This window comes from Bacillus sp. BACIII, assembly GCF_057836745.1.
Genome location: NZ_CM174437.1, coordinates 2042932 through 2062198, shown reverse-complemented (window position 1 = coordinate 2062198; position 19267 = coordinate 2042932). Strand labels below are relative to the sequence as shown.

Sequence of the window (19267 nt, the reverse complement as noted above, 5' to 3'; positions counted from 1 at the left end):
CGTCCGAATGTTACATTTTGAACGCGAAAGAAATTCACGGTATAGTGTATACATAGGTCACAGTACGTTAACTAAAGGAGCTGTAAGCAGTGATAAAAGCATTAATCTTTGATTTTGACGGGTTAATTTTAGATACAGAAACCCATGAATATGAAGTGCTGCAAGAAATGTTTGAAGAACACGGATCGACATTGCCTTTATCTGTCTGGGGAAAGGTGATCGGAACGGCCGCGGGGTTTAAGCCGTTCGCGTATTTAGAGGAGCAGCTGGGAAGAAAGCTCGATCATGACGAACTGACGGCGATCAGACGTGCGCGCTTCGATCAGCGGATGAAAACGGAAACGGCGCGTCCCGGGGTGGAGGCTTATTTAGCCGCGGCGAAAGAATTAGGATTGAAGGTGGGGCTTGCTTCAAGCTCAGATTTCAAATGGGTATCGGGCCACCTGAAGGAGTTAGGCCTGTTTGATGAATTTGAAGTGATTCAGACGGCGGATGACGTAGAAGAAGTGAAGCCGAATCCGGAACTCTATTTGAAAGCGGCGGAACATTTAGGCGTCGAACCTTCCGAATGTCTTGCTTTTGAGGATTCCGTCAATGGCTCAATCGCAGCCAAACGTGCCGGCATGAAATGTGTGATCGTACCGAATAAGGTAACAAGCGCCCTGTTGTTTGAAGAATACGATCACAGACTGGAATCGATGGCGGAAATGGAACTTGAATTACTTTTACAGCGCTTGAACAATCAAAACGAATCGGCAGGGGGAAGCGGCATTGTCTGAGAAACTTGATCTGACCCGTTTTGAAAAGAAAATGGTCATACGGAACATGGAAGAGAAAGATATCAACAAAATTATTGAGCTGCAAAAGGATTGTTTCCCGGGGATGGAGCCTTGGGAGCCTGAGCATTTAATCAGCCATCTCGCGCATTTTCCGGAAGGTCAGTTTTGCGCCGAGTATGAAGGGGAAATTATCGGATCATGCTCCAGCCTGATCATCAATTTCGATGAATACGATGACCGCCACACATGGCAGGACATTACAGACGACGGTTACATCACGAACCACAATCCGGACGGAATGAACCTGTACGGAATTGAAGTGATGGTGCATCCGGCATACAGACGGATGAAGATCGGACACCGGCTGTATGAAGCGAGAAAAGACCTGGCGAGACGATTAAACCTGAAAAGCATCATTATCGGCGGACGGATTCCGAATTACCATAAATATGCGGAAGAAATGACGGCGAGAGCCTATGTCGAACAGGTGACGCGCCATCAGATTTATGATCCGGTGCTTTCCTTTCAGCTGATGAACGGATTTACGCTCATGCGGATCAATCCGAATTATCTCCCGGATGACACCGCGTCCATTAAATATGCGACATTAATGGAGTGGAACAATGTCGATTACCTGCCGCAGTCGAAGCGCTATTACAAATCGGCATTTCCGGTGCGTATTTGCGTCATTCAGTATGAAATGAAAAAGATTTATTCCTTCGAGGAATTTGCCAATCAGGTTGAATATTATGTGGATGTGGCTTCCGATGCAAGATCTGATTTCGCGGTATTTCCGGAGATTTTCACGACGCAGCTCATGTCATTCCTCGAGGAGCGTTCTCCGAGTCTGGCCATTCAGAGGATTACCGAATATACAGAGGACTATATCAGCCTCTTTACAGACCTCGCGGTGAAATATAATGTCAACATCATCGGCGGCTCCCACTTCGTTGAAGAAGAAGGGAAAATTTATAACATCGCTTACTTATTCAGACGTGACGGCACGATTGAAAAACAGTATAAGCTTCACATTACGCCGAATGAGCGGAAATGGTGGGGCATCAGCGCCGGAGACAGAGTGCGCGTATTTGATACAGACTGCGGAAAGATCGCCATTCAGATCTGCTACGATATTGAATTTCCGGAGCTTGCGAGAATTGCCGCGGATCAAGGGGCGAAAATTATCTTTACGCCGTTCTGCACTGAAGACCGCCAAGGCTACTTGCGCGTAAGATACTGCTCTCAGGCGAGAGCGGTTGAAAACCAAATTTACACTGTCATCTCAGGTACGGTCGGGAACCTGCCGCAAACAGAAAATATGGATATTCAATACGCACAGTCAGCCATTTTTGCTCCGTCTGATTTTGAATTTGCCAGAGACGGAATCGTCGGTGAAACGAACCCGAATATCGAAATGGTTGTGATCGGGGACGTTGACCTTGAAATTTTAAGAAGGCAGCGTGAAAACGGAACCGTGCGCCAGCTGAAAGACCGGCGCAAAGACATCTACCGGATTACGCATCTTAAATGAAGAAAGCCCGCTCCGGTTTAAGGAGCGGGTTTTTTTATAAAAATACTTGCACCGTCCCCGGTTTCGGGATATGCTCTTGTAGCCCTTTCGCTTTCTGGGAGAAAGCGTTTTTTTAATTGCCGCCGCTTTATTGACTCGCCCATGCCGCGCCTTTATATTCTTATTAAGAGGAAAACTTCACCAAGAGAATCGGCGTCAGAAGCCGGGCAGCTTTCGATACAGTGCAATGATATTGAAAGGGAGATGAGCGGTGTGGAACATGTACAAAAAAATCAGTCACTCAAACAAAAGGATAAAGAGCTGATTTGGCACGCGATGAAAGGGGCGGAGCCGGATGACAGCATAATCGTCCAAAAAGGGGAAGGCGCCTGGGTTACGGACATTGACGGCAGGCGGTATTTGGACGGCATGTCAGGACTATGGTGCGTCAATATCGGATACGGGAGAAAGGAGCTTGCCGATGCGGCATACAGCCAATTGAAGGAGCTTCCTTATTATCCGCTGACCCAAAGCCATCAACCTGCGATTGAACTTGCGGAAAAACTGAATGAATGGCTCGGCGGCGATTATGTAATCTTCTTTTCCAACAGCGGATCGGAAGCAAATGAAACCGCGTTCAAAATTGCCCGCCAATACCACATTGAAAACGGCGATCACAGCCGCTTCAAATTCATCTCCCGGTACAGGGGCTATCACGGCAATACGATGGGGGCGCTCGCCGCTACCGGCCAGGCGCAGAGAAAATACAAATACGAGCCGCTCTCCCAAGGATTTTTGCATGCGGCGCCGCCTGATCTCTATCGGAATCCCGCCGATGCTGACACATTGGAAAGCGCACATGAAATCGACCGGATCATGACGTGGGAATTAAGCGAAACGATTGCCGGCGTTATTATGGAACCGATTATTACAGGCGGAGGTATACTGATGCCCCCGGACGGGTATATGGCAAAGGTAGAGGACATTTGCCGCCGCCACGGCGCGCTGCTTATCAGTGATGAAGTCATCTGCGGTTTCGGCCGCACGGGAGAGCCGTTCGGATTTCAGCATTACGGCGTTTCACCGGACATCGTCACAATGGCAAAAGGCATCACGAGCGCTTACCTGCCGCTGTCGGCGACGGCGGTGAAACGGGAGATTTTTGAAGCGTATTCGGACGGTGAGCCGTACGGCCGTTTCCGGCACGTGAATACATTCGGAGGCAATCCGGCAGCCTGCGCCCTTGCTTTGAAAAACCTGCAATTGATGGAGGAGGAAAATCTGATCGCCCGTTCCCGGGAGCTTGGCGAAAGGCTGCTCAGGGAGCTTCAGCCGCTCAGAGAACATCCCGCGGTCGGAGATGTACGGGGAAAGGGCCTTCTTGCCGGCATCGAGCTCGTAAAGGACAAAATCACGAAAGAACCCGCTGATGCCGCCGCTGTCCAGCACGTCATCACCGCCTGTAAGAAAAAAGGCCTGCTCGTCGGGAAAAATGGCGATACCGCAGCGGGATATAATAATGTCATTCAGCTTTCACCGCCTTTCTGCCTTTCTGACGAGGAGCTTTCTTTCATCATTTCAACGGTCAAAGAAAGCGTGCTGAGCATTGATTTTTAATGTAAAGGAGTAAAACATGAGTTTTCACAACCAGCAGATTTTACCGGCTATCCGGAACATGAAGCAATTCGATGCATTTTTAGAAAGTCCGTTCTTATACGGCGTTATTTTAGATATTCACCTCGGTCAATTAAAAGGTGTCGTGAATGAAGCGAAAAAACACGGAAAACACCTGATGGTTCACGTCGATTTAATTCACGGCATTAAGCATGATGAATACGGGGCTGAATTTATTTGTCAGGACATCCGGCCCGCCGGCATCATTTCGACGAGATCGGCCGTCATCGTCAAAGCGAAACAAAAGAAAATATATGCGATCCAGCGTCTGTTTCTCTTGGATACGAGCGCGATGGAAAAGAGCATGGAATTCGTCGGGAAGCATAAGCCTGACTTTATCGAGGTTCTCCCGGGCATCGTTCCGACTTTAATCCGGGAAATTAAAGAGATGACGGGCATTCCGATTTTTGCCGGCGGCTTTATCCGCACGGAACAGGATGTTGAAAACGCTTTGCAGGCGGGGGCCACGGCTGTCACGACTTCAGACACCGAGCTGTGGGCTAAATATGAACATTCTATGACAAAAAAAGATTGACACCGCTTACACCCGTTGTTACAATAGACCTAGGTTAATACTATGTGATGGAGACCCGGAGACCCACAACAGCTCTTTACGGCAGCAATAAAGCGTAAAGCGGTCTGTTGTGGGTTTTTTATTCTCTATAACTCTGTCAAACCTGCTATTATGTCATTTAGGAGGAATGATGATGACAGCATTTTGGGGAGAAGTAATCGGTACAATGCTGCTTATTATTTTCGGCGGCGGCGTTTGTGCGGGAGTCAATTTAAAGAAATCGCTTTCATACCAATCCGGATGGATTGTTGTTGTATTCGGCTGGGGGCTTGGAGTAGCCATGGCGGCATATGCTGTCGGCGGAATCAGCGGCGCTCACTTGAATCCGGCTTTAACGATAGGCCTTGCGCTTGAAGGCAGTTTTCCTTGGAAAGAAGTCCCTGTCTATATTGCGGGACAGATGATCGGAGCAATAATCGGTGCGGTTATTGTGTACCTTCATTATCTGCCGCATTGGAAGGCGACGGATGATCCGGCCGCTAAGCTGGGCGTTTTCTCGACCGGACCGAGTATTCCTCATACATTTGGGAATATGATAAGTGAAGTCATTGGGACATTTGTGCTTGTGCTCGGCATTTTGGCAATCGGAGCGAATGAATTTACAAAAGGGCTGAACCCGCTGATTGTCGGATTCCTCATCGTGGCTATCGGAATTTCTCTCGGAGGAACGACCGGGTATGCGATCAACCCTGCGCGGGATTTGGGGCCGAGAATCGCGCACGCCTTTCTGCCGATTCCGAAAAAAGGGCCGTCAAATTGGAAATATGCCTGGATTCCCGTTATCGGTCCGATCATGGGCGGTGCGTTCGGCGGCGTATTTTACAATGCCGCGTTTAAAGGAAATGTGACATCTAGCTTTTGGTTTGTAAGCGTTATAATGGTTGTATTGCTTTTCATACTCTATGTTTATACCAAGAAATCTCAATCACGAAAAACATTATCAAATTCTGAATATATTTAAAAAGGAGAGCGGCATCATGGAGACCTATATTTTATCAATTGACCAAGGCACAACAAGTTCAAGAGCGATTCTTTTTAATAAAGAAGGAAAAATCGTGCATTCCGCTCAAAAGGAATTCACACAGCACTTCCCTCAGCCGGGCTGGGTGGAGCATAATGCGAACGAAATTTGGGGATCGGTGCTCGCCGTTATCGCGACTGTGATCTCAGAGTCCGGAATCAGCGCGGACCAAATTTCCGGCATCGGCATCACGAACCAAAGGGAAACGACGGTCGTATGGGATAAAGATACCGGAAAGCCGGTATACAATGCGATTGTGTGGCAATCGAGACAAACATCCGGCATTTGCGAAGAGCTTCGTGAAAAAGGATATAATGATACATTCAGAGAAAAAACGGGACTTCTGATCGACCCTTATTTCTCAGGAACGAAAGTCAAATGGATTCTTGACAATGTAGAAGGCGCGCGGGAAAAAGCGGAAAACGGAAATCTCCTTTTCGGAACGATTGATTCATGGCTCATCTGGAAAATGTCCGGAGGCGCGGCGCACGTAACGGATTATTCCAACGCTTCAAGAACGCTGATGTTTAATATCCATGAATTAAAATGGGATGACGAGCTTCTTGACATTTTAGGCGTGCCGAAATCAATGCTGCCGGAGGTGAAACCGTCTTCTCATGTGTACGCGAAAACGGTTGATTATCATTTCTTCGGCAAAAATATTCCGATTGCGGGTGCGGCCGGAGACCAGCAGTCAGCGCTGTTCGGTCAGGCGTGCTTTGAAGAAGGCATGGGGAAAAACACATACGGCACAGGCTGCTTTATGCTCATGAATACCGGAGAAAAAGCCATTGCTTCAGAGCACGGCCTTCTGACGACGATCGCCTGGGGATTAGACGGAAAAGTCGAGTATGCGCTGGAAGGAAGCATCTTTGTCGCAGGTTCTGCCATCCAATGGCTGAGAGACGGCATGCGGATGTTCCATGATTCGAAAGAAAGCGAGACATACGCAGAGCGTGTGGATTCCGCTGACGGTGTTTATGTCGTACCCGCTTTCGTCGGATTGGGCACACCGTACTGGGACAGTGACGTGCGCGGCTCGGTTTTCGGCCTGACACGCGGAACGACGAAGGAGCATTTTATCCGGGCTACGCTTGAATCTCTCGCTTATCAGGCGAAAGATGTGCTTGATGCCATGGAAGCTGATTCAGGCATCTCTTTAAAAACGTTGCGTGTAGACGGCGGAGCGGTTAAAAATAATTTCCTTATGCAGTTCCAAAGCGACTTGCTTGATGTGCCGGTCGAACGTCCGGAAATTAATGAAACGACTGCGCTCGGTGCCGCGTATTTGGCCGGAATCGCTGTCGGCTACTGGAAGGACAGCACTGAAATCGCCGATCAGTGGAATCTGGATAAGCAATTCAAACCGGAAATGGAAGATGAAAAACGCGATGAATTGTACGGCGGATGGAAAAAAGCAGTAAATGCAGCTATGGCTTTTAAGTAAGATCAAATTATGATATACTGAAAACAAGTTAATAGGAACGGTCCTGAGATGAGGAGAGACCACAGCACCAAAGTGATAACATGCGCTTTGGCTGTTGTGGTCTCTTTTTCTATACCGTGACAACAAGGAGGAAACGTAATGATGAATCACCAATTTTCGAGTTTGGAACGGGATCATATGCTGGAAGACATGACTAAAAAAACATACGATCTGTTTATTATAGGCGGAGGCATTACGGGTGCCGGTACGGCGCTTGACGCTGCTTCAAGGGGAATGAAAGTCGCTTTGAGCGAAATGCAGGATTTCGCGGCCGGCACATCAAGCCGATCCACAAAGCTTGTCCATGGCGGTTTGCGTTATCTGAAGCAATTCGAAGTCAAAATGGTGGCTGAAGTCGGTAAAGAACGTGCCATTGTATACGAAAACGGCCCGCACGTCACGACGCCGGAATGGATGCTGCTTCCGTTCCATAAAGGAGGCACATTCGGTTCATTCTCTACGTCCATCGGTCTGCGTGTATATGACTATTTAGCAGGGGTAAAAAAATCAGAGCGCAGAAGCATGCTGTCTGCAAAAGAAACGCTGCAAAAAGAACCGCTCGTCAAAAAAGACGGCTTAAAAGGCGGAGGCTACTATGTAGAGTACCGGACGGACGACGCGAGACTGACGATTGAAGTCATGAAAGAAGCCGTTAAGTTCGGTGCGGAGCCTGTCAACTATTCTAAAGTGAAAGAGCTGCTTTATGAAAAAGGAAAAGTCGTCGGCGTTTTAATTGAAGATCTGCTGTCAGGCAAGGAATACAAAGTTTACGCAAAAAAAATCGTCAATGCGACAGGTCCTTGGGTCGACGAGCTGAGAGAAAAAGACCACAGCAAAAGCGGAAAGCATCTCCAGCATACAAAAGGGGTCCATCTCGTATTCGACCAATCCGTATTCCCGCTTAAACAGGCTGTATATTTTGACACGCCGGACGGACGGATGGTGTTCGCCATTCCGCGTGAAGGAAAAACATACGTGGGCACGACAGACACGGTTTATAAACAAAAGCTTGAGCATCCGCGCATGACGGTGCAGGATCGTGATTATGTCGTCAGCTCCATCAATTATATGTTCCCGGAACTGAATATTACGGCGGACGATATTGAATCAAGCTGGGCCGGCCTCAGACCGCTCATTCACGAAGAAGGAAAAGATCCGTCCGAGATCTCCCGTAAAGATGAAATCTGGACATCTCAATCTGGCTTGATCACAATCGCCGGAGGAAAACTGACGGGCTACCGTAAAATGGCTGAGCACATTGTCGATCTTGTCCGCGACCGCTTAAAAGAAGAGGGCGGCCAGGACTTCGGCGGCTGTAAGACGAAGACGATGCCGATTTCCGGCGGACATGTCGGCGGCTCTAAAAACTTCGAGTCATTTGTGGAAGCAAAGACAAAAGACGGATTGAAAATCGGTTTATCACAGGAAACAGCTAAACAGTTAGCCATCAGATACGGCTCTAACGTCGAAAATGTATTCAGCCGGATTGAAGGCCTGAAAGATGAAGCGGCAAAACGCCAGATTCCGGTTCACATTCTGGCGGAAGCGGCTTACAGCATTGAAGAAGAGATGGCTGCGACACCTGCTGATTTCTTCGTCCGCAGAACGGGCAGACTGTTCTTCGACATCAAATGGGTGCAAACGTATAAAACGGCTGTGATTGATTACATGAGCGACCGGTTCCAATGGGATGACGAAACGAAAGCGAAACATACCGAGTGGTTAAACACGCTGCTGCACGATGCGGTTGTTCCGCTCGAACAATAATAACCGGAGGGCTGTGCCGAAAAGGCATGAGCCCTTCTTTTTACATAAAGCGCTGTGTTAAGTTATCAAGTGACACGGACAGCCGCTTCATATTAAAATATGGTCATAAGCTGAAATTATAGGAGGACGAACATGAGTTGGAGTAAGAGTTACGAACGCTGGAATCAGGCCGAACAATTAGATTCAGAATTAAAAAAATTATTGGCGGACGCAGAAGGAAACGAGCAGCTGCTGGAAGACTTTTTCTACAAAAATCTTGAGTTCGGAACAGGAGGCATGAGAGGAGAAATCGGGCCGGGCACAAACAGAATGAACATTTACACGGTCCGCAAAGCATCCGCCGGGCTTGCTGCGTATATCGCAAAACAAGGAGAAGAAGCGAAAAAAAGAGGCGTTGCGATCGCGTACGACTCCCGTCATAAATCTCCTGAGTTTGCGATGGAAGCAGCCAAAACCCTTGCTTCCCAAGGCATTCAAACATACGTATTTGATGAGCTCCGCCCGACGCCTGAGCTGTCTTTTGCGGTGAGAGAACTGAACGCTTATGCGGGTATCGTCGTGACGGCCAGCCATAACCCGCCTGAATATAACGGATATAAAGTGTACGGCGATGACGGGGCACAGCTGCCGCCGAAAGAAGCGGACATCGTCATTGCGGAAGTGAATGCGATTGAAAATGAATTAACGATTCAAGTTGAAGATGAACAGGCGTTGAAGGAAAAAGGTTTAATTAAGATCATCGGCGAAGAAATTGATACATCCTATACTGAAAAACTGACTTCCATCTCCGTCCATCCCGAGCTTTCGGAAGAAGTCGACGTGAGCGTCGTGTTCACTCCGCTGCACGGCACGGCGAATAAACCGGTACGCCGCGGTCTCGAAGCGCTAGGTTACAAAAACGTCACTGTCGTAAAGGAACAGGAGCTTCCGGATCCGGATTTTTCAACCGTCAAATCGCCAAATCCTGAAGAGCACGCGGCATTCGAATATGCCATTAAACTGGGAGAAGAACAAAACGCCGATATTCTCGTCGCTACGGACCCGGATGCCGACCGTCTCGGCATTGCCGCAAAAAACAGTGAAGGCAAGTATACGGTGCTGACGGGGAACCAGACAGGCGCGCTTTTATTGCACTACCTGCTTTCTGAAAAGAAAAAACAGGGCGTCCTTCCTGAGAACGGCGTCGTCATGAAAACGATTGTCACAAGTGAATTGGGCCGCGCCGTCGCTTCATCGTTCGGGTTAGATACGGTCGACACGCTGACAGGCTTCAAATTTATCGGTGAAAAGATCAAAGAATATGAAAAAACCGGACAATACACGTTCCAGTTCGGGTATGAAGAAAGCTACGGCTACTTAATCGGCGATTTCGCGCGTGACAAAGATGCGATCCAGGCTGCGCTGTTAGCCGTCGAAGTATGCGCCTTTTATAAAAAGCAGGGCATGTCGCTTTATGACGCGCTGCTGTCCATTTTTAAAGAATACGGTTATTACCGTGAAGGTTTGAAGTCATTGACGTTAAAAGGAAAACAGGGAGCAGAGCAGATTTCCGCTATCCTGACGTCATTCCGAAACGATCCGCCGAAGCAGATGGCCGGAAAACAAATCACGCAGGCTGAAGACTATTCAACGGGAAAACGGACTGTATTTGCCGATCATCGTGAAGAAGATATTGATCTTCCGAAGTCAAATGTTCTGAAATATTTCCTTGAAGACGGCTCTTGGTTCTGCCTCCGTCCATCCGGAACGGAGCCGAAAGTCAAGTTCTACTTCGCAGTGAAGGGAACTTCTTTACAAGACAGCGAACAGCGTCTTGCCGCATTATCTGAAGCCGTCATGAAAACGGTGGATGCCATAGTGGAAAAAACGAAATAAACAAAAAACCGCCGGAAGCGATATCCGGCGGTTTTTTTACGCCTCATCCGAAAGTATGAGGAAAAATCATGCTGAAGCAAAGGCAAATACAGATTAGAATTGATATAATATGGATAATTCTGAATGGCCGGAGTGAGGGAGTTTGACGAAAACGACGGTAGAAACCTTAAAAACCTTAAAAGCGATTGCGGAAACCTTAAACCAATGCCACGATATGAAGGAAGCGCTTGATAAAGTCCTGCGCGAACTGCTCAGCCTGACCGGGCTGCAGACAGGGTGGATTTTTCTGATTGATCCGGACGGGTCCTATACGCTCGCCGCATCCGCTTATTTACCGCCGGCTCTCGGTCAGCGGGAAAACGCATTAATGTGCAGCGGGGACTGCTATTGTCTGACCAAATTCAGCAATGGCGGATTGACCAAGGCTGTAAACATTATGAATTGTAAACGGATTGAATTTGCGGAACAGACGACGGACTGCAGCGACACCGAAGGCATTACCCATCATGCGACTGTTCCGCTTGAAGACGGCGGCCGGACATTCGGTTTATTAAACGTCGCTGCAGGAGAAAAGACGTTTTTCAGCGAAGAAGAACTGCATCTTCTTGAAGGGGTCGCATTCCAAATCGGAACGGCGATCCAGCGGATGAAACTGGCCGAATTTGCGCAGCAGAACGCCCTGCTGATGGAACGGAGCAGACTGGCGCAAGAGCTGCATGATTCCGTCAATCAGATGCTGTTTTCCGTCAGCTTAACGGCAAAAGCCGCTAAAAGCTTTACAGATGATGAACGGCTCCGGCAGATGATTACGTTCATCCAAGAGCTGTCGCAGGATGCGTTGACAGAAATGAGGACGCTTATTTGGCAGCTGAGACCGGAAAGTTTAACGAAAGGGCTGTATGCGTCGATCAAAAGCTATGCCGCTCTCATCGGTCTGGAAGCCGTCTGTGACATGGAAGATGAACTGAAGCTTACGGATGAACAGGAACACGCGCTTTGGCGGATCGCTCAAGAAGCCTTGAATAACTGTAAAAAGCATGCGGGAACGGACCGGGTTATCATTTCTGCCGTTAAAAAGCCGGATCATGCTGAGCTTCGCATTATCGACCATGGAGCGGGCTTCAGCGCTGATGCGCATGCGGGACTGCCGTCACTTGGCATTGCGGGTATGAAATCGCGCGCCGAAGCAATCGGAGGCCGGTTTGCATTGCAATCTGAGCTTGGCGCCGGTACGATTGTCTCCGTTCGGCTTCCATTTTACGGGATAGGAGGTCTGATTGATGAAAATTGTGATCGCTGATGATCATCACGTTGTCCGCAAAGGACTGCGCTTTTTCTTCGCCACTCAGGAAGATATTGAAGTTGTCGGTGAGGCGTCTACCGGTGCTGAAGCGCTTCAGCAAGCTGAACTAACGAAGCCTGACATCGTTTAATGGATTTATCAATGCCTGATATGGACGGCATTGAAGCGGCAAAAATCGCGGCTGAACGATTTCCGGACATCCGTATCGTCGTTTTGACGAGCTATTCCGACCCGCAGCATGTCATTCCCGCCCTTAAAGCCGGGGCCAAAGCGTATCAGCTGAAAGACGCCCAGCCCGATGATTTAGTGAAAACACTCCGGGAAGTGTATTCCGGACGGTACCGGCTCTCTGCGGATATTGTGCCTCACGTGCTGACACATATGGTTCAGGAGGATCAGGATAAGGAAAAATATGATCAGCTGACTCCCCGTGAAAAAGATGTTCTTCAAGAAATAGCCAAAGGGAAAAGCAATAAGGAAATTGCCGCAGCTCTGTTTATTTCTGAAAAAACAGTGAAGACCCATGTGTCCAATCTGCTGTCAAAGCTGAATCTTTCAGACAGGACACAAGCGGCATTGTATGCCGTAAAATACAATGTTTCCGGAAAGGCGGTAAACTAAATGAGCATATTAGTGATCAGCGGCACGCCGAGAAAAAACGGGCGGACAAGAATTGCCGCTTCGTATAACAGAGACCGGTTTCAAACCGATTTTATTGATTTAAGCAAAAGTGAACTGCCGCTTTATAACGGTGAAGAAGAACAGAACGATCTGCCCTCAGTGCAAGAGTTAAGGCGGCAGGTGAAAAAGTCGTCTGCCGTCGTCTTATTATCTCCCGAGTATCACAGCGGCATGAGCGGCGCTTTAAAAAACGCCATTGATTTTTTAAGCAGTGACTGCTGGAGATACAAACCGGCGGCCATCATTGCAGCGGCGGGCGGGGGAAAAGGCGGCATGAACGCGCTGGCGAATATGCGGACTGTGATGAGGGGCGTCTATGCAAATGTCATCCCGAAACAGCTGGTCTTAGACCCGATTCACATCGACATGGAGCGCCGGACCGTATCTGAGGATATGGCGGTCAGCCTGACAGACATGATGGAAGAGCTGAATATGTTTACAAACATGGGGAATCCCGGCGCGTGACGCCGGGATTGTTTTTATGTCAGCATGGCTAATTGATCTTCATACGCGAGCTCTGCCGCATGATCAATATACCTGAGAAGGGAATACAGCTCTTTTTCAAGCACCGCATAATCAAGTTCAAAATGATATGCATGCAGAAAGTGCTCAATACGCTTTGATAACAAATCATCTTTCGTACGCACCATCAAAATTAATAAATTGTCCCATTGAGACCGGTGTGTGTAATATAAGGCTTTATCATAATCGGCATGATCCATCTTACGCTTCCCCTTTCAATGAGAAGTTCTCCGTTAGTGTATGCCGCCGAAGCCCGGATGCAACGGGGGAAAAGTTGGTGTCCGTATAAATTGGGCATAGCAATATGAGGGAGACATAAAATAAAAACGCATATCCGTCTCTTCTTTGGACACGCTAAGATTGACAAAAACGACTCAGGAGAACATAAAGATGAAATTCCTTCCATTTACGCTTGCCCTCTTGTTTTGCGGCATTCTCATTGCCTCAATCGCTGAAAAAGGGCATACAGAACACCTCGATCCATCAGCCGGAAAATGGGAGCAGCTTGCATGGAACCAGCTGGAACGTGAATACAAGGGGGCCGAGCTTACCGATTATTCGTACATGGGCCGTACGAAAGTAAACCGGGAACAGACGAAAGACGTGTTTCGCGTAACGGTGCAAACAAAAAAAGAGACGTTTTCCTCCCGTGCTGAAGTGTATTTTCACCCCGTGACTAAACATGTGATCAGCATTAATATTTTCAGGCTGTAAAAAAAGCTGCACAGCCTTTTCGGCTGTGCAGCTTGTCTGTATCAGAAGAATCGTTTCGCTCCGAGGTAGCGCTGTTTCCAATAGGAATTGTTCATGCTGGAAATGACGACACCCGAATCGTTGGCATTAATAAACTGTCCGTTTCCGAGATAAATGCCGACGTGAGAAGGACCGGCTTTATAAGTTGAGAAAAAGACAAAGTCACCGACCGCCGGCTGGCTGACTGATGTCATCGTATTCCAGTAGCCTGCGGCTGAAAGTCTGGATACGGAAGTGACCTTATTAAGAACGTAATAAATAAAACCGCTGCAGTCAAAGCCTCTCGGCGTTGTCCCGCCCCATACATACGGTACACCCAGCTGAGCTTTTGCGGCATCGATCATTACATTAATCTTCGCGCTTGTTGAACCTGTGCCGCCTGTGCTGCCGGACTGATTCGGTGTCGTGTTTGACTGCTGTCCTGTAATCGTCAGCTTCTGTCCGATTTGAAGCACATCTGTTTTCAAATTGTTTTTCTCGCGGATCTGCTGGGCGGTCACATTGAACTTTTGGGCGATCACCCATAAAGAATCCCCGCTTTTCACGGTATATGTAGTGGTTTTCCCTGTATCTCCGGACGGGTTCGGAGCTGACGGTGAAGACGAAGAACCGGAAGATGACGTTTTTGTCAGCTTCAGCACTTGTCCGACCCGCAGCATGTCTGACGTCAGTTTATTGATGCTTCTGATTTGCTGAACCGTCATATTGTATGCGTTTGCGATCTTCCAGAGCGAGTCTCCGCTTTTTACTGTATAAGATGATGTTTGCGTCTGGTTTTGATTTTTGTTTGAATTGTCTTTTGACGGCGTGTTTCCCGAAGAAGACGTTCCTTTTGTTTTCAGGACTTGGTTTACGTAGATCGTATCCGTTTTTAAGTTGTTTAATACTTTGAGTTCCGCAATGGTCATATTGACGCTGTTTGCGATCTTCCAGAGCGAATCGCCGAGTTTGACTTTATATGTCCCGGAAGATGAAGATGACTGATTTTTACTGCTGTTTGAGCTGCTGCCCGGCACGGTTTTTGTCTTGTCGGTGCTTGAGGAAACGTTCCCCCTCACTTGCAGCTTCTGTCCGGCGCGGATTAAGTCGCTTGACAGGCCGTTCAGTTTTTTCAGTTCCTGTACGGACATTTTAAAATCAGACGCGATCAGCCACAGCGAGTCTCCGCTTTTCACCGTATACACACTTGTCGTCTTGCTGCTGTTCTTTGAAGATGGCGCCGGGCTGCCGGAATCTGATTTGCCGTTAGGGATGTTGAGCGTCTGCCCGATGGAAATAACGGTGGATTTTAAATGATTGGCTGATGAAATGGCATCCACGCTTGTATTGTAGGTTTGGGCAAGCTTCCATAATGAATCTCCGCTTTTGACCTTAATCGTTTGTGCTTCTGCCGGTGTTACAGCTAACGCAGACCCGACAATCGCAGATGCAGTCAAACCGACCGCTACCTTTTTTTTCATAGTGAATCTCCTTTTTCCTGCGATGATTTTACTATCCCCATTCGTTGCAGCCGCAAGGTGAGGATAACAGTAATGATAATCTTTATATCGGCACTTGTCTGCAATCATTTATCATATTAGTAGAAATAGTTCTTTTTTCTTATGCAGGCATAAAAAAAGAAGGAATGCGGGCATTCCTTCAGCTTCTGAGCAGTCTCATAATCTCCTCTTTATTTTTGACCAGGTCCCTTAACGTATATTTGTCCAAAACGGCCAGATAAGCTTGCAGGGCTTCATTCAGCAGATTCTTTAAGTTGCAGGCGGGAGATATGATACAGAGATTTTTTTGGGAGTCAAAGCATTCTACGATGTTGAAGTCGTCTTCTGTATGCCGAACGACTTCTCCAATGTTAATGTCTTCCGGTTTCATTCCTAATCGGATTCCGCCTCCGCGGCCCCGGATCGTTTCCACATACCCGAGCTGTCCGAGACGGTAAATGACTTTCATGAGGTGGTTTTTAGAGATGGAATATGTGTCGGCGATTTCTTTTATGTTGGAAAGTTCTTCGGAATGTCTGGAAGCCAAAAAAATCAAAACGCGTAAAGAATAATCGGTATAGTTCGTTAATTTCATAGAATGACCTCGAAAAAAGAGATTTTGCTTCTGTTACAGTTTATCATATAGGATTTCAAAATGAAAAAAAAGGAATTTGCCCATCAATCTCAAAAAAAAAAACGTGCGCTCCTTCCGAGCACACGTTTTTTTCGTTAAGACATCGGCGGTTTACGGTCATCAGCCGATTGATGTTTTTCAATTTTGCGGTCCAATTTCGCCAGATAACGGGAAGCAAATTCTTTTCCGCCAAGACCGAATGAAAGTCCGAAGGCAAGCGCGAAACCGCCCAGGATCAGAATAAATGCGGCATTTACGATCGTGTCGGCGACACCGAGCTGATCCAGCGCCATAAAGATTGAGAGCGTGATAATCGTATATTTCGCAAGAGGCGCCAGGAATCTGAATTCTTTCCCGCTCAGCATGCCGACAAGCAGTCTGCTGACAAGCTGTCCGGCCAAAAGCCCGATTCCGAGAATAAATACAGCGGCCAGAACATTAGGCAGGTAAGCGATAATCCCGGTCGCGATGACGACGAGAAATTCGAGATGAACCAGCTGCAGCGCCTCTGCCGTAAAGAGCAGGACGATGATGATCTGCGCAATCATGCCGACCGTTTGAGAAAGCGTAAGCTTCGGACGATCCGCCTGTTCAAAGCCCATTTTTCCGAGAAGAGAGTCAAACCCGGCCCGGTGCAGCAGCCCTGATACAATACTGTTTACCCATTTTCCGATCCAGATGCTGGCGATAATCAGCACAATACCGATGATGATATTAGGAAGCATTGTAAAGACCGTGTTCAGCATGGCTGAGGCGGGTTCAGAAATGCCCGCAATATCAAGCCGGTCAAGCGCAGAAATGACCACCGGAATGAAAATCAGCACGTAGACAATCGTTCCGATGATTGCCGACAGGCTTGTATCCTTCAGGTAAATAGAAAGCCCCATACGTGCGGCAAGTCTTTCCGTGCCGATACTCGCCAGAAAGTTTGTGACGATATCACGGACGAGACGGGCAACAAGCCAGCCGATTAAGACAATCAGCGCCGCGGCGAATAATTTCGGTATAAAGGATAACACGCTTTGGATCATATGTGTAAACGGCCCTGATACTCCGCTGATTTGAAGAGCGGACAAGACGCCCGGCAGGAACAGGAGCAAGACGAAATAAAAAACGATTCGTGAAGCGGCCGTAACGGACTTGCTCATCTCCGCCTCTTCAGAAACCATGGTCCATTTTCTGATCCAGCCGTTTTCAGCCAGTTTCATGCCCGCTTTTTTGACGAGATAGCTGAAAAGCGAAGCAGCCGCCCATCCCAAGAGCAGAATCAAACCGGCTTTTAAAATGCTCGGCACAGCCGCCGTTATCGCCGACAGCATGCTGACAAAAGGCGAAGCCACGGTTGTCAGATGCAGAATGTTAAAGAATAGAATAAAAACGATAATTAATGCGATAAAATAAATGACTTTACTGATGACTTTTTCCGAGGAATAGCGCGCCGGCTTTTTTTCGGCGAACAGCCTGTCGTCGATTTTTGTTTTTTGCAGGCCTTTGTATACGGCTTTTTCAATGATTTTCGCAATGCCCCAGCCGATAAGCAGGACGAGCAGTGCAATGATCAGATTCGGCAGTTTGCTGAGATACGTAGTAAGCATGTCTGCTGTGTTCAAGTAGAATCGCTCCTTTTTCTTTTTTTTATGGGGTATGGTGTGTGTTTTACCCACTTACATATAAAGCAAACGGGACGGATGTGCCGAAAGTTTTCAGACGGAAACCCGCCTGTTATTTCATCTTTTGAGAGGAGGGGTCATACATTATAAATAAGTCCAAGTAGGGGGGATTCGGTTGAACGCGGAGGAGACAAAAGGTTTACAGCGGGCAATTGAGGAAATAACCGACATTGCGAAGGGATTCGGCCTTGATTTCTACCCGATGAGATACGAAATTTGCCCGGCTGAAATTATTTATACATTCGGCGCGTACGGCATGCCGACGAGATTCAGCCACTGGAGTTTCGGCAAACAATTTCACAAGATGAAACTCCATTATGATCTCGGTTTGAGCAAAATTTATGAACTTGTCATTAATTCCAACCCTTGCTACGCTTTTTTGCTGGACAGCAATTCGCTGATCCAAAATAAATTAATTGTAGCCCATGTCCTGGCCCATTGTGATTTTTTCAAAAATAACTGCCGCTTTCAAAATACGAACCGGGACATGGTCGAGAGTATGGCGGCTGCGGCGGAGCGGATTAAGCATTATGAAAGAATTCACGGAATTAAAGAGGTGGAGTCCTTTTTAGATGCCATTCTGGCGGTTCAGGAGCATATTGATCCGTCGCTCGTCAGGCCGAAGCTGCAGTGGAGCATCGATGACGAGGAGGACGACGAAGAGGAAAACGCGTCATCGCCTTACGATGATTTATGGGGAATGGATAAGCCGAAGCCGGTGAAAAAGAAAAAAGGGAAAAAAGCGTTTCCGCCCCGGCCGGAAAAAGACATTCTGCTGTTTATCGAGGAGCATTCCCGGGAGCTTGAACCGTGGCAGCGAGATATTTTAACCATGATGAGAGAAGAAATGCTGTATTTCTGGCCTCAGCTGGAAACAAAAATCATGAACGAAGGCTGGGCATCCTATTGGCATCAGCGGATTATCCGCGAGCTTGATTTGACTTCAGATGAAGCCATCGAATTTGCGAAGCTGAACGCAGGCGTCGTTCAGCCGTCAAAAACGGGAATCAACCCGTATTATTTAGGGCTGAAAATTTTTGAAGACATTGAAGAGCGCTACGACAACCCGACAGAAGAAATGAAAAAAACAGGGGTAAAGCCCGGTTCCGGCCGTGAAAAAATGTTTGAGGTCAGGGAAATTGAATCAGATATTTCTTTTATCCGCAATTATTTGACGAAAGATCTCGTGCTGCGCGAGGATCTGTATTTATTCCAAAAGCAGGGCAGGGACTATAAAGTGATCGACAAGGAATGGAAGGCCGTCCGCGATCAGCTCGTGAACATGCGGGTAAACGGCGGGTTTCCTTATCTGACTGTCAATGATGGGGATTATCTGAAGAATAATGAGCTTTATATTAAGCATTGGTATGAGGGAATTGAGCTTGATCTGAAATATTTGGAGAAGGTGCTGCCGTACTTGTACCAGCTGTGGGGCAGGAGCGTGCATATCGAATCAGTTCTTGAAGATAAGGAAGTGATGTTCTCGTATGACGGCAAAGGAGTGCACCGGAGATATCTGTAAAGAAAAAAGGATGCAGGG

16 protein-coding genes and 1 pseudogene are annotated in these 19267 nt (G+C 47.7%); 13 read left to right on the top strand and 4 right to left on the bottom strand.

The window, feature by feature from the left end; genetic code table 11:
* Nucleotides 1–89: 89 nt before the first annotated feature.
* From ACXN9U_RS09870 to ACXN9U_RS09820, 11 genes and pseudogenes are all read left to right on the top strand, one after another.
* The gene (locus ACXN9U_RS09870) at nucleotides 90–779 is read left to right on the top strand and encodes an HAD family hydrolase (protein ID WP_060963206.1); all 690 of its coding nucleotides are present in this window, start codon (nucleotides 90–92) and stop codon (nucleotides 777–779) included.
* Entirely contained in the window at nucleotides 772–2310 is a 1539-nt protein-coding gene (locus ACXN9U_RS09865) for a bifunctional GNAT family N-acetyltransferase/carbon-nitrogen hydrolase family protein (protein ID WP_016938412.1), read from the top strand. Before ACXN9U_RS09870 ends, ACXN9U_RS09865 begins: the two co-directional genes overlap by 8 nt.
* 243 nt (nucleotides 2311–2553) lie before the next feature.
* Nucleotides 2554–3906: an aspartate aminotransferase family protein gene (locus ACXN9U_RS09860; RefSeq protein WP_101605564.1), complete on the top strand. Its 1353-nt coding sequence runs from the start codon at nucleotides 2554–2556 to the stop codon at nucleotides 3904–3906.
* A gap of 16 nt (nucleotides 3907–3922) precedes the next feature.
* On the top strand, nucleotides 3923–4498 hold the full coding sequence (locus ACXN9U_RS09855) for a glycerol-3-phosphate responsive antiterminator (protein ID WP_016938410.1): 576 nt from the start codon (nucleotides 3923–3925) through the stop codon (nucleotides 4496–4498).
* A 172-nt stretch (nucleotides 4499–4670) separates the two neighbouring features.
* A complete protein-coding gene (locus ACXN9U_RS09850) occupies nucleotides 4671–5498 on the top strand; it encodes an MIP/aquaporin family protein (protein WP_060963204.1) in 828 nt (275 codons plus the stop codon).
* A gap of 16 nt (nucleotides 5499–5514) precedes the next feature.
* On the top strand, nucleotides 5515–7005 hold the full coding sequence (gene glpK, locus ACXN9U_RS09845; protein WP_060963203.1) for a glycerol kinase GlpK: 1491 nt from the start codon (nucleotides 5515–5517) through the stop codon (nucleotides 7003–7005).
* A gap of 138 nt (nucleotides 7006–7143) precedes the next feature.
* On the top strand, nucleotides 7144–8811 hold the full coding sequence (gene glpD / locus ACXN9U_RS09840; protein WP_016938407.1) for a glycerol-3-phosphate dehydrogenase: 1668 nt from the start codon (nucleotides 7144–7146) through the stop codon (nucleotides 8809–8811).
* A gap of 132 nt (nucleotides 8812–8943) precedes the next feature.
* Nucleotides 8944–10686 (top strand): phospho-sugar mutase, encoded by a 1743-nt coding sequence (locus ACXN9U_RS09835; RefSeq protein ID WP_060963201.1) that lies wholly within the window; start codon nucleotides 8944–8946, stop codon nucleotides 10684–10686.
* 142 nt (nucleotides 10687–10828) lie between these two features.
* The gene (locus tag ACXN9U_RS09830; RefSeq protein WP_060963200.1) at nucleotides 10829–11986 is read left to right on the top strand and encodes a GAF domain-containing sensor histidine kinase; all 1158 of its coding nucleotides are present in this window, start codon (nucleotides 10829–10831) and stop codon (nucleotides 11984–11986) included.
* Nucleotides 11967–12610 (top strand): annotated as a pseudogene (locus ACXN9U_RS09825) (response regulator). The gene ACXN9U_RS09830 and the pseudogene ACXN9U_RS09825 overlap by 20 nt, the downstream one beginning before the upstream one ends.
* On the top strand, nucleotides 12611–13135 hold the full coding sequence (locus ACXN9U_RS09820) for an NADPH-dependent FMN reductase (RefSeq protein ID WP_060963199.1): 525 nt from the start codon (nucleotides 12611–12613) through the stop codon (nucleotides 13133–13135). It abuts the pseudogene before it with no gap.
* Between the two features lie 14 nt (nucleotides 13136–13149).
* Here the strand turns inward: ACXN9U_RS09820 and ACXN9U_RS09815 are convergent, their stop codons facing one another.
* Complete coding sequence (locus ACXN9U_RS09815; protein ID WP_016938402.1) at nucleotides 13150–13392, bottom strand: YhdB family protein; 243 nt, start codon at nucleotides 13390–13392, stop codon at nucleotides 13150–13152.
* Between the two features lie 190 nt (nucleotides 13393–13582).
* Between ACXN9U_RS09815 and ACXN9U_RS09810 the strand changes: the two genes are divergently transcribed.
* Nucleotides 13583–13906, top strand: coding sequence for a DUF3889 domain-containing protein (locus ACXN9U_RS09810; protein ID WP_060963198.1), 324 nt, complete (start codon nucleotides 13583–13585; stop codon nucleotides 13904–13906).
* Nucleotides 13907–13947: 41 nt separating this feature from the next.
* On the opposite strand, the gene lytF is transcribed toward ACXN9U_RS09810, so the two are convergent.
* The 3 genes from lytF to ACXN9U_RS09795 all read right to left on the bottom strand — a co-directional run bounded on the left by lytF (nucleotide 13948) and on the right by ACXN9U_RS09795 (nucleotide 17667).
* On the bottom strand, nucleotides 13948–15405 hold the full coding sequence (gene lytF / locus ACXN9U_RS09805) for a peptidoglycan endopeptidase LytF (RefSeq protein WP_060963197.1): 1458 nt from the start codon (nucleotides 15403–15405) through the stop codon (nucleotides 13948–13950).
* 178 nt (nucleotides 15406–15583) lie between these two features.
* The gene (gene nsrR / locus ACXN9U_RS09800; RefSeq protein WP_060963196.1) at nucleotides 15584–16018 is read right to left on the bottom strand and encodes a nitric oxide-sensing transcriptional repressor NsrR; all 435 of its coding nucleotides are present in this window, start codon (nucleotides 16016–16018) and stop codon (nucleotides 15584–15586) included.
* 134 nt (nucleotides 16019–16152) lie between these two features.
* A complete protein-coding gene (locus ACXN9U_RS09795) occupies nucleotides 16153–17667 on the bottom strand; it encodes a mechanosensitive ion channel (protein ID WP_060963195.1) in 1515 nt (504 codons plus the stop codon).
* A 175-nt stretch (nucleotides 17668–17842) separates the two neighbouring features.
* Here ACXN9U_RS09795 and ACXN9U_RS09790 point away from each other — a divergent pair, with 175 nt between their 5' ends.
* On the top strand, nucleotides 17843–19249 hold the full coding sequence (locus tag ACXN9U_RS09790) for a SpoVR family protein (RefSeq protein WP_489201574.1): 1407 nt from the start codon (nucleotides 17843–17845) through the stop codon (nucleotides 19247–19249).
* Nucleotides 19250–19267: the final 18 nt, after the last annotated feature.